This is a genomic window from Pseudochelatococcus lubricantis (assembly GCF_011762225.1).
Taxonomy (GTDB): Bacteria; Pseudomonadota; Alphaproteobacteria; order Rhizobiales; family Beijerinckiaceae; genus Pseudochelatococcus; species Pseudochelatococcus lubricantis.
In genome coordinates this window covers 1-10,708 of sequence record NZ_JAASQI010000021.1, presented here as the reverse complement: position 1 = coordinate 10,708, position 10,708 = coordinate 1, and the positions used below count along the sequence as shown (strand labels likewise).

9 protein-coding genes are annotated in these 10,708 nt (G+C 52.0%); 3 read left to right on the top strand and 6 right to left on the bottom strand.

Going from position 1 to position 10,708, the window contains the following annotated elements; genetic code table 11:
• Positions 1 to 387 precede the first annotated feature (387 nt).
• The 6 genes from FHS82_RS20670 to FHS82_RS20645 all read right to left on the bottom strand — a co-directional run bounded on the left by FHS82_RS20670 (position 388) and on the right by FHS82_RS20645 (position 7,086).
• Positions 388 to 1,839, bottom strand: a complete 1,452-nt coding sequence (locus tag FHS82_RS20670; protein WP_166956629.1) for a mannose-1-phosphate guanylyltransferase/mannose-6-phosphate isomerase — start codon at positions 1,837 to 1,839, stop codon at positions 388 to 390.
• Positions 1,840 to 1,852: 13 nt separating this feature from the next.
• Complete coding sequence (locus FHS82_RS20665) at positions 1,853 to 3,118, bottom strand: glycosyltransferase (protein ID WP_166956608.1); 1,266 nt, start codon at positions 3,116 to 3,118, stop codon at positions 1,853 to 1,855.
• A complete protein-coding gene (locus FHS82_RS20660; protein ID WP_166956603.1) occupies positions 3,115 to 4,161 on the bottom strand; it encodes a hypothetical protein in 1,047 nt (348 codons plus the stop codon). Before FHS82_RS20660 ends, FHS82_RS20665 begins: the two co-directional genes overlap by 4 nt.
• On the bottom strand, positions 4,161 to 5,708 hold the full coding sequence (locus FHS82_RS20655) for a glycosyltransferase family 4 protein (RefSeq protein ID WP_166956597.1): 1,548 nt from the start codon (positions 5,706 to 5,708) through the stop codon (positions 4,161 to 4,163). The genes FHS82_RS20660 and FHS82_RS20655 overlap by 1 nt, the downstream gene beginning before the upstream one ends.
• A gap of 54 nt (positions 5,709 to 5,762) precedes the next feature.
• On the bottom strand, positions 5,763 to 5,987 hold the full coding sequence (locus FHS82_RS20650) for a hypothetical protein (protein WP_166956593.1): 225 nt from the start codon (positions 5,985 to 5,987) through the stop codon (positions 5,763 to 5,765).
• Positions 5,988 to 6,325: 338 nt separating this feature from the next.
• Positions 6,326 to 7,086, bottom strand: a protein-coding gene (locus FHS82_RS20645) for an IS5 family transposase (protein WP_166956590.1) whose coding sequence is annotated in 2 segments (ribosomal slippage) — positions 6,326 to 6,750 and positions 6,750 to 7,086 — 762 coding nt in all. Because the reading frame shifts where the segments join, the coding sequence is not laid out codon by codon here.
• Between the two features lie 316 nt (positions 7,087 to 7,402).
• Here FHS82_RS20645 and FHS82_RS20640 point away from each other — a divergent pair.
• The 3 genes from FHS82_RS20640 to FHS82_RS20630 are packed head-to-tail and all read left to right on the top strand — an operon-like array spanning position 7,403 to position 10,378.
• Positions 7,403 to 9,013 carry an aldolase catalytic domain-containing protein gene (locus FHS82_RS20640; RefSeq protein ID WP_166956587.1) on the top strand — a complete coding sequence of 537 codons (1,611 nt, stop codon included), beginning with the start codon at positions 7,403 to 7,405 and terminating at the stop codon, positions 9,011 to 9,013.
• A 2-nt stretch (positions 9,014 to 9,015) separates the two neighbouring features.
• Complete coding sequence (locus tag FHS82_RS20635) at positions 9,016 to 9,732, top strand: acylneuraminate cytidylyltransferase family protein (protein ID WP_166956584.1); 717 nt, start codon at positions 9,016 to 9,018, stop codon at positions 9,730 to 9,732.
• The gene (locus FHS82_RS20630; protein ID WP_166956581.1) at positions 9,719 to 10,378 is read left to right on the top strand and encodes an HAD family hydrolase; all 660 of its coding nucleotides are present in this window, start codon (positions 9,719 to 9,721) and stop codon (positions 10,376 to 10,378) included. The genes FHS82_RS20635 and FHS82_RS20630 overlap by 14 nt, the downstream gene beginning before the upstream one ends.
• Positions 10,379 to 10,708: the final 330 nt, after the last annotated feature.

Genomic DNA, 10,708 nt, shown 5'->3' with positions numbered 1-10,708 from the left:
CGCATTGCGTTGCGAAAAGACGATCGAAGCATTCATGGGCTTCGTTCACCTCGCTTGCGCAATGATATGGATCAGATGAATGCAGACAGCGCCTAAAGCATGCCGGATACGTATCAACGTAAAACCGAAATGCTTTATCAAAATGCAATACAATGCTCCACTATATATTGAAATGACTTGATAAATATGTCCTTTTCAAACGCGACATCTTTAAGCGCTCCAGCCTGAATGCGGAATCTCGCATGCTTCAGGCCGGGCATTGTGCCGGTCTCAGGCCTGCCTAAAATGTCCCGGAAAGGCGGAGCCAACTCGATGCCCAAGGGCGTGATTTTGCTCCACCGTTGACATCATATCCTATCTTTATTACATACTCATTTCTTAATGGACTTACGACATGCTCTGGACCGTCTCCACCCGAGCATAAATATCCTCGATACGCACGATGTCATCCTCGCCTAGATAGGGGCCGGACTGGACCTCAATCAGGTTGAGCGGCACCTTGCCAGGGTTCTCAAGGCGATGCACACATCCAAGCGGGAGGAAGATCGATTCATTTTCGCGTAACAGTATCTGCTCGCTGTCGCGTGTCACCATTGCCGTTCCGTTCACCACCACCCAATGCTCGGCCCTATGGAAGTGCTTCTGTAGCGACAGCTTTGCACCTGGGTTGACGGTGATGCGCTTGACCTGGAAGCGATCACCCTTGTGGATCGATTGATAATACCCCCAAGGGCGATGCACTTGAACTGTCTGGGTAGCTGCAACATGGCCTTCGTTGCGCAGCTGCTCGACGATCTTCTTGACCTCCTGATCCCTTGACTTGTGCGTCACAAGGACGACATCTGGCGTTGCAACAACGACGAGATCGTCCACGCCAAGCGCGGCGACGAGCTGGCCTTCCCCGCGCAGATAGCTATTGCGGACATCAAGTGCCGTCACTTCACCGATCATCACGTTGCCGTCGTCGTCCTGCTGCCCGATCGCTGCGAGCGCCGACCAACTTCCCACATCCGTCCAGCCACAGTCGGTAGGTACGACGACGGTGAGGTCGGTCTTTTCCATAACCGCGTAATCCACCGCAACCGACGGACTTTTGACGAATGCCGCCTCGTTAAGACGTATGAAATCGAGATCCTGTCCCGCTTCGTCCAGTGCCGCCCGACTTGCGGCCAATATCTCAGGCGCGTGGCGTTCAACTTCCGAGATAAAGGTCGACACGGGCAGCAAAAAGATGGCGCTGTTCCATAAATATTCGCCCGATGCGAAATAATTTTCTGCGGTCGCGCTATCCGGCTTCTCCACAAAACGTCGGACGGCATAAACTTCAGGATACTCCGTTTCCATGCCTCGCTGAATATAGCCATATCCCGTCGCAGGCTCGTAGGGTTTCACGCCGAAGAGCACGAATTTCCCCGCAAGCGCCGCGTCGACACCACGGCAGATTGAATCCAGCAGCGCCGCCTTGTCCTGCACAACATGGTCTGCCGCCATCAGAAGGATCAGTCCATCCGGATCACGCCGGCTCTCGATCAGCGCCGCTACAGCCGCGGCAGCCGTGGTGTTTCGTCCAACAGGCTCAAGCACGATCGTGGCGTCGTTGATACCAAGTTCACGCAGCTGCTCAGCAATAACAAAACGATGTTCAGCATTAGCAATCAAAATAGGCGCTGCGAATATGGAGCGGTCGGCAACCCGTAGTGCGGTCTCCTGCAACAGGGAATGCTCGCCCGCAAGCGGCAGCAACTGTTTGGGAAAGGCTTCGCGCGACAACGGCCAAAGGCGTGTCCCCGTCCCTCCCGAGAGAATGACAGGTGTGATCCGGATTGATTTCGCGTTCATTTCTCACCTTGGTTCAGCTGTTAGCTAAAACGGTATGATCTCGGACTGGCTCTGATGACGAAGATCTAGTAGTCAACGCCTTGAATTGTCTGGCAAGGGGCCTGGCCTTCTTCAATTCAGCCGCCAAGCGGTCATATTGCGCTGAAACATCGGCCATATAGCGAAAGTAGAGCTCACGGGAAGCACGCAGCAGGTCGGGACGCAAGGACAGATGTGACCTGTAATCCGCCATCGCGTCGACCACATCCTCCACTCTTGCGAGAGTGTGCAAGGCATGCGTCGTAGGCAACCCCTCAAAGGCATCGTTGGTTCCGATCACAGGATTGCCGAAAGACAACGCTTCTACTGTCTTGATCTTGAGACCTGTACCGCCGACCATTGGGTTGATAACACAATCAACATTGCAGTAAAAATCGTCGAGTGCGTCAACAAGCCCCATCTTGAAAGGCGCGGATTTCAGATGGAGATCGCGGCGGCAGATTGTGCCAGCCAGCGTCCAGCTTATCGGCTCTTCTATTTTTTTGGTGAGCGCAGCTTTCCTGGCGCGGGGGTTTTTCTTGGCTCGCACAGCTTTACTGGTAAGGGCAGCATCCAGTTCACGCACGGAGTTCACATTCCACGGATTGGCACTGCCGAGATAACCAAAGAGAAAAAACGCTTCGGTCTTCCTATGGCCCAACAAAAAAGACGGTGGAATGACATGACCGATCGTGACTACTTCTGATCGTTGCATCAAGCGTATACGTTCCGCCTCATTGTCCTGGATGCCGATAACGATATCCGCACGCTCAAAGCCTTGTCGCTCTTCATCAGAGGACGTAAAAAACCAGCGCGGATCAAGATTGTTCTGTTCAAGTATCTTGTGACGATCACTGAACAAATCGTGAGAATCAATCACCTTGCAAGGGATGTCGAGGCCAAGCAGAACACGCGACATCCACACATAGTTGACTATAATCGCATCATATCGATATGTTTTGATAAGTTGTTTTGTGTAGTCACAAAGTTCGTCCGGGCACCAGTCGTCTATCCCCCAACATGATGGATATTTTGGTCTCCTCAGAGGGGACGAGCGCAGAAAGAAAAAACGATGCCAGAAATCTTGCATCGCAATCCGCTGATCGTTGGTTAGCCCCTCCATGCCGTAGTACAAGTAATCCAGAACGGCGCCTCTTAATTGCAGTTCCTTGCCAAACGCGAGAATGCGGGCAGCGTTTCCCTGGTTCGTCGGATGCGACGGAACGGGTGAGACAACAAGTATCCGAAGAGCCGCGCTCATGGAACAACCTCAAGCCGATCCACACAGAAGCCGACTTGTCGACCTCCATCTATATTGCACATATGCCGGCACCCGATTGAAAGAACGGTAAAATCAGCCGACGGCTCCAAAATTTCAACCACGAAACGGCCACTGGTTGCGGACCACTTTTCTAAAGTAAATGGCATAATGCAGCCATCGACCATTATTCGGGCATCATCGAGATTTCGGGGGTCATTCGTGTTGACTACCGTTAACTTTAGCCGCAATTTATCCGGCCATGCGTCTAACCTGCCAATGAATATACGTAGATGGGATGATGGGCCACTCCAGAGCCATGCATAACCACCATCACTCTCAGATTTATATTCACCATCATGGATAAAGCGGGAGGCAGGAAATACAAGAGAAACGTGCTCAGATACGGAGGGAAGCTCTATCGAGACTCGAACCTCATTTGGCGTATTTTTTACTATATTCTTTTTTAGATAAACGCTCTCAACTGGATCATCACGAGACACCAAAACATCAAATCCGCCAACGTTATATTCGGGTAAGATCAATCTAAATTTCTTATGATAGGTTCCCGCAATCAAAAAGTCGATAGATTTACGCTCGTCCAGGACACCATCGGGCCAAACGTCGGTTTCGGCATCGGCTGAGACAAGGACGGCAATATCGCCGAAGCCAAAAAACGAGCGAATCAGCTCTTTGTCAACACTGCTATCAAGATACAAAATAGTAAGTTTGTCTCTGCCGCTGGCGCCCTCCCGCAACACCGGCTCCAATTCCGGCCCCAAAGATAGTATTGGAAAGTGCCCACCTTTTTGCCGAAACCGGAAGAAGAAGTCCCTTACCTCAGCGCTGAATCGCTCCGGCGCCGCAACACCGACGAGCACATCGCCCATGATGCCGCTGAATCCCGCAGATGGAAAAGTGAGATCGACAACCCTAACCCCCCCGAAGACGTGGTCCAAAAAACGCCCGATCGCCATTGCAGCAGCGAATGAAAGCGGGGTACCGTTTTTTTGCGGGATGTCTCGCGTATGGTGAACGAACAACATCAGTGGGCGAATCCATCGATAATGAGCGATATGGGCTTTGCCGTAGTTCTCTCTGCGCCAGACGCTGCGTCGTCATCTTCCGACACGTCCCATTGGAAGCGAATGTTGCGTATGGCAAAATGCGGAGGAACAATCGAATCGATAAAACGATCAAGCTCAGTCATATACTGAGATAGATCGGTTGATGACGGCCAAGCAACACTGATGCGAAAACCTCCTGTCAGCCGTCTGACCTGGTCCAACTGGGAACCCGAAAGACCACCTGTCGTTCGTTCCAGCTTGAGCGTTTGCGGCGACATACTATCAATATTTTTACCATACACATGTTGTACCTGAGTGACGTTTCCTTCCTGCCGCGTTTCTTCATAAGATGCATTGATAAAATTCGCGTATCGCGCCCCGACCGATTCAAGAGACAGCTCTGTTTGCGCGAACCTCCGCGCCTGGGTAGCAAACGCCGCCCTCAAATCCGGGTTATCAATCAACGCACAGATTGCCCGCTCCAAGGCCACGCTGGCACCAACAACGGGGAGATGAACGACGGTATCACGAGGCAATTCAGAATATGCCGCCGTATCGTTAACAATACAGCACTTTCCCACTGAGAAAGCCCGCGCCAAAGTGCCTGAGCTTTCTCCGACCGAAGGGAAACGAAGGTTAACGACGAGATCGGATGCACAGATGTAGGCGTCCAACTCGGCTTCCGAAACGTATCCTGTAATGTGCGTCACCGAACTCAAACGCGGATAAGAGCGTACGGTTTGGGACAGGGCATACTCTTCCGGACGTTCAGGACCGGCATGAATCCAACGAAACTTATAACCGTTTGCGAGGGCGTTCTCGAGCGCTTCCATAAGCCAGTCGAAACGCTTCACTTTTGTTGCAAAGCCAGACGTTAAAACAATGACGTCGTCTGCATCCAGACACAGACGTTGGCGCGCCTCCGCGACGCTCGTGGCTTCTATTGAAGGTGCAAAATGCGGAATGACAGCCATGTTATGGATGGCGTTATCTCCATGTACGGCTCGCATTTTGTTTAGAGCAAATTTTGAATGAACGATAACGCCTTTCGATAGTCGAAGAACTTCATCTAGAGCATCAAATAAAACATAATTTGCGGCCGTCTTTATGCCTCGCTCTTTCCATTGTCTTGAATAGACTTTGGAAATACTAGACGAAGACGAACCGACGCGCGCCAGAATTGCTTCAAGGCTTGGAGAGGTTACCTCATACAAGTACAGGAGATTGAGATCATGCAGCGAAACCACGCCGGAATAGCGGCGAAGAGCGTCGAGCACAAAACCATGTCCTGGATTATTTCCTATTTGATGTAAAATTTTGTCTCCCTCTCCGAGCCATCGAAACGCCTGACGCTCGTCACGTAAAGAAACACCTATAGGAATATTTCCAAAAATTTCATCGGTATAGGCGATGCAGGAAAAGTGCTGGCTCAACGGCGCTAAGAGCATGTATGCATAATCTGCAATACCGTTGCGCGCTGGCGGCAAGGGAGTGAAGCAACTGAGAACGTGCTCGGAGCCGTCCATCACCGTAAATCCTTCAGGGTACTGAACTCAGAAATTTTCACAGCATCATTCAAGCTAAATAGTTCCCGCTTCAAATGGCCGTGGTACAAACTTTTGATCTGTATTGGTATTGTGCGATATAATATATAGAATTTTAGAATCATTCTTTTTGAGAATAATGGGATATGCGGCTACGAAGGAAACGGCATACTCTCTCCCCGCGCGCATGGCAACGGAAGAATTTTTTTTCAGCGCTTGGGATCGTTCCGCTTGCTGCTCAGCCGTAAGTCTGCTTGCCATGTCTAGGTCCTACGAAGCGCTTAAGATCGCTGAAACGTACCCCATCAGGTGGAGGAGATCAATCATACTTAAGCTGCTCAGCAGCCAGTAGCTAAAACCTCATAACAAGATTCAGTTGCCATTCCACACCTTTATACGAGGGATTCTCTCCCGCGCCTATTTCTGGAAGCTGTTAGAATCAAGAGGATACAAATTTTTGTATAATTCAGCGCAGATTCCCGAGTGCCCCTTGGTTTCGGTTGCTGTTTTCCTGCGTTGACCAGATAGCAAGTTGCTGCGACAATTTGACCGTAGCCTCCTCGCCCATAGCCGCCGCTGTTAGGCTCAGGACTCATTGATCAGAGCCAGAAGATGACGGTAGCAGCGAGTGCGATGCCGGAGAAGAAGGTCATTGGGCACCCGTCATAGCGTGTAGCGACGCGCCGCCAATCTTTGAGACGCCCGAAGATGATTTCGATCCGGTTGCGCCGTTTGTAGCGGCGCTTGTCGTATTTGACGGTCTTGTTCCGGGATTTGCGACCCGGGATGCAGGGAGTGATGCCCTTCGCCTGCAAAGCGTCACGAAACCAGTCAGCATCATAGCCACGGTCGGCCAGCAGCCATTTGGCCTTGGGAAGCTCATCAAGCAAGGCGGCAGCACCGGTGTAATCGCTGACCTGATCTGCTGTTATAAAGAAGTTGATCGGGCGACCATTCACATCCGTTACGGCATGAAGTTTGGTGCTCATGCCGCCTTTTGTGCGGCCGATCAGGCGGCCCGCGTCCCCTTTTTTACCCGCAGGCTAGAAGCCGCGCGGTGTGCCTTGAGATAGGTCGCGTCGATCATGATCGTCTTGCGCTCTGGAGCCTCAGGTACAGCCAGGCCTTCCATCATCTGGATAAAGATGCCCTTGTCACCCCAGCGTTTCCACCGGTTATAAAGCGTCTTGGAGGGGCCGTATTCCCTCGGCGCATCACACCACCGGAGCCCATTGCGGTTAACGAAGATGATGCCGCTCAGAACGCGTCGATCGTCAACGCGCTGACGTCCATGGCTCTTGGGAAAATAGGGCTGAAGACGAGCCATTTGCTCGTCCGTCAGCCAAAACAAATTACTCATCAGTCAGGCTCCTGCACACCCGACTGAGTCATAACCGCCAATTCAAATCAATGGGTCCTGAGCCTAACCCGCTGTCCACCTGACCGGTCTGCAGGCCAATAATCGAAGTCAAGTGCAAGGATCGTTTACAAATTTTTACGACGAATGTGACATGAAACGGCGCATGTTAATTTCCTTCAACTCTAATTTATGCTTGACAAGCGAGGGGAATTTCCTGTTTTGAAAAGCAATTCCAATTGCCGTTCTTCCCGTTCACGTGCTATAAAGCCACAAACGCGTATGGTTGGAAACCCCCCTCTCCCGGAAAGGACCGTTCATGAGCGCGCTGAACATTCTCGACTGCACATTCCGCGACGGAGGATACTATAATTCTTGGGATTTTTCCCCTACCCTGATTCAATCCTACCTTGAGGCGATGAAAGCGGCTCAAGTCGATATCGTCGAACTCGGCTTCCGCTTTATCAAGAATGCAGGGTTTAAGGGGGCGTGCGCTTTCACAACCGACGCTTTCGTACGCACACTCTCGATCCCTGAAGGACTGACCGTGGGTGTGATGCTGAACGGTGCCGACCTGCTGACGGATATAGGGCTGGTTCCCTCACTTGAAAAGCTGTTTCCCGAAACAACTGCCACGACGCCGGTGCAGCTGGTCCGTTTTGCCTGCCACTACCATGAATTCGAACGTGTGCTTCCGGCCGTCGGCTGGCTCAGCGACCGCGGTTATCGGGTCGGGTTCAACCTCATGCAGATTTCAGATCGCACGCAAGAAGAGATACGCAACTACGCTCGTAAAGCTCTGGATTGGCCGGTGGAGGTGCTTTACTTCGCCGACAGTATGGGCGGGATGACCCCCGACGACGTATCCCGTGTGATTGAGTGGATACGCACCGAATGGGAGGGGCCAATAGGTGTACATACGCATGATAACATGGGGCTCGCATTGCAGAACACCCTCTGTGCCCAAGCGGAGGGGGCCAATTGGCTCGATGCTACAGTGACTGGTATGGGCCGTGGCCCCGGCAATGCCCGGATTGAGGAACTGGCGATCGAGGCCGAAGCGATACGCGGACGCAAGGCCAATCTCGTGCCGTTGTTGACCTTGATTCGCAAATATTTCAGACCGTTGAAAGAACTTTACGGATGGGGATCGAATCCCTACTATTACCTCTCGGGTAAGTACGGTATCCATCCAACGTATGTGCAAGAGATGCTGGGTGATGCCCGTTATAACGAGGAAGATATTCTTGCAGTGATCGAGCGTCTACGCGAGGAAGGTGGCAAGAAGTTCAGCACGGATCGCCTCAGCAATGCGCGCAATTTCTACGCCGCTGCACCGCATGGCACATGGGCGCCTGCGAGACTGATCGCGGGGCGCGAAGTGCTGATCCTTGGAACCGGACCAGGCGTGGCGGCGCATAGGCCTGCGCTCGAAGCCTATATCCGCCGGGCGAAACCGCTGGTGCTTGCACTGAATACGCAGTCCGCGATCGATCCTGAACTGATCGACTTGAGAGCAGCCTGTCATCCGGTGCGGCTGATGGCTGACGTCGAAGCTCATACCTTGCTTCCCCAGCCACTGATTACACCGGCCTCAATGTTACCCGACAATCTCAAGGCGGCCCTGGCAGGCAAGGAGCTTCTTGATTTCGGCCTTGGCGTTGAACCCGGAATCTTTACCTTTCATGATACCCATTGCGTGGCTCCGACATCGCTGGTGTTGGCCTATGCACTGGCCGTCGCTGTCAGCGGCAAGGCGACCCGGATCCTGATGGCGGGCTTCGACGGTTATCCAGCGGGCGATCCCAGAAATGACGAGATTAACGGGTTCTTGAGTCTGTACACACAGGATGCCCAACAGGCGAAGATAGTTTCCATCAGCCCGACGAGCTACAAGGCTCTTCCTTCCATCTCAATTTACGGGATATGACGATGGAACTCGTATCCGTTTTTTTTCCGCTTCGGGCTGGCAGTTCCCGAGCTGTGGGCAAGAATACGCGCCCTTTCAGGCTCGATGGGCGCAGTCTTTTCCAGCACAAGATGGAGCAGCTGGAGAAGATCAGCAAAAATGTCGCGGAGATTGTTATTTCAACGAATGATGAAGAAGTCATTGCACAATTCGAGGGCTTTAAGATTATTGACAACGCACGTCTCGTGAGAAGACCTGATGTATTGTGTAACTCTACCACGAAGGTGAAAGATCTAATTGATTACGTGCCAACAGTTGTTCGGAGTGATCATATCTTCTGGTTGCATGCGACCTCGCCGTTCGTGGACCAGTCCGATTATCTGAGTGCGCTCGACCTTTACACCAAACTTGTCTTCAGCGGCCCAAATGACTCACTGATGAGCGTGAGCAGGCTGCAACAATTCATCTGGAGTGACTCGCGCAAGGCAATCATTAATTGCGACAGAGCCGTTAATCCGTGGCCGAACACTCAGGATCTGGAGCCACTTTACGAAATAAATCATGCTTTTTACATCTCAAGCCGACATAACTATCTGACACTGAGCGACCGAATCGGGACCAATCCGGCTCTATATGAAATGCATGGCCTGAAGAAGATTGACATAGATTGGGAGGAGGATTTTATTCTGGCCCAGAACATCATTCGCTCGCTCGAGCAGGTAAAGAATGACGAACTATAGGTCAATCATTTTCGACTGCGACGGCGTCATCCTGAACTCGAACCGAGTAAAGACTGAGGCGTTTCGTGAGGCGGCGTTGCCTTATGGCGTCGACGCCGCAGAAGCGCTGGTAGCACATCATATCGCTCATGGTGGCGTCTCGCGCTATCGCAAGTTCGCTCATTTTCTGGAAAACATTGTCTCGTCGGACCGACCGGGCCCAGGACTGGATGCGTTGCTTGAACGCTATGCCGGTGCGGTACGCGATGGGTTGACGACTTGCGAAATAGCTGAAGGGCTGGCGAGTTTGCGCGCATCAACGCCTGGTGTGCGCTGGCTGGTGGTCTCAGGCGGTGATCAGACCGAGTTGCGTGAGATTTTTGCCCAACGTGGCATCGACCGGCATTTTGACGGTGGTATTTTTGGCAGTCCCGATAACAAGGATGACATCCTCGCTCGCGAGAGCGCATCCGGCAACATCAGGCGTCCAGCGCTTTTTCTGGGAGATAGCCGATATGATCATGAAGCGGCAACAAGAGCCGGACTCGATTTCATTTTTCTCAACCGCTGGAGTGAATTCGCTGAGTGGGCAGCTTATTCGCGGGAGCATGGTTTTCCAGTTTTGGGTGGGCTATCTGAAGTAGAATCATTGTTTTCAATCCATTGATTACATTTGATATAGATTCACTGACCTGCAGAAGGTTATTCTTAACATGGCAGGCAATTTGGATAGGCAGGTTTTTAGGTCGTTTTGCGAGTTTCATGTAAATATTACGTAAAATATTGATATTTTATATTCATCGTATCCGTCCGGCCTGACCGCTCCCCGTTCCGTCGCCATAGCAGTAGGTCGTCGACCTTGGTGATCTTGTAGTCTGGGATGCGGGCGATGGTGTCGGAGAGTGACCTGCCCCCCGGAAGTTCCCTCGCTGTGATGTAGAGTCTGCCCAATCTGAAAAGGAGCAGACGACATGAGGAAAAGCCGTTTCACCGAGGC

Bases quoted from the DNA above. Each gene is read 5' to 3' on its own strand.
- FHS82_RS20660 (WP_166956603.1), bottom strand. From the start codon at position 4,161: ATGTTGTTCGTTCACCATACGCGAGACATCCCGCAAAAAAACGGTACC.
- FHS82_RS20655 (WP_166956597.1), bottom strand. From the start codon at position 5,708: ATGGACGGCTCCGAGCACGTTCTCAGTTGCTTCACTCCCTTGCCGCCA.
- FHS82_RS20640 (WP_166956587.1), top strand. From the start codon at position 7,403: ATGAGCGCGCTGAACATTCTCGACTGCACATTCCGCGACGGAGGATAC.
- FHS82_RS20665 (WP_166956608.1), bottom strand. From the start codon at position 3,118: ATGAGCGCGGCTCTTCGGATACTTGTTGTCTCACCCGTTCCGTCGCAT.
- FHS82_RS20635 (WP_166956584.1), top strand. From the start codon at position 9,016: ATGGAACTCGTATCCGTTTTTTTTCCGCTTCGGGCTGGCAGTTCCCGA.
- FHS82_RS20630 (WP_166956581.1), top strand. From the start codon at position 9,719: ATGACGAACTATAGGTCAATCATTTTCGACTGCGACGGCGTCATCCTG.
- FHS82_RS20650 (WP_166956593.1), bottom strand. From the start codon at position 5,987: ATGGCAAGCAGACTTACGGCTGAGCAGCAAGCGGAACGATCCCAAGCG.
- FHS82_RS20670 (WP_166956629.1), bottom strand. From the start codon at position 1,839: ATGAACGCGAAATCAATCCGGATCACACCTGTCATTCTCTCGGGAGGG.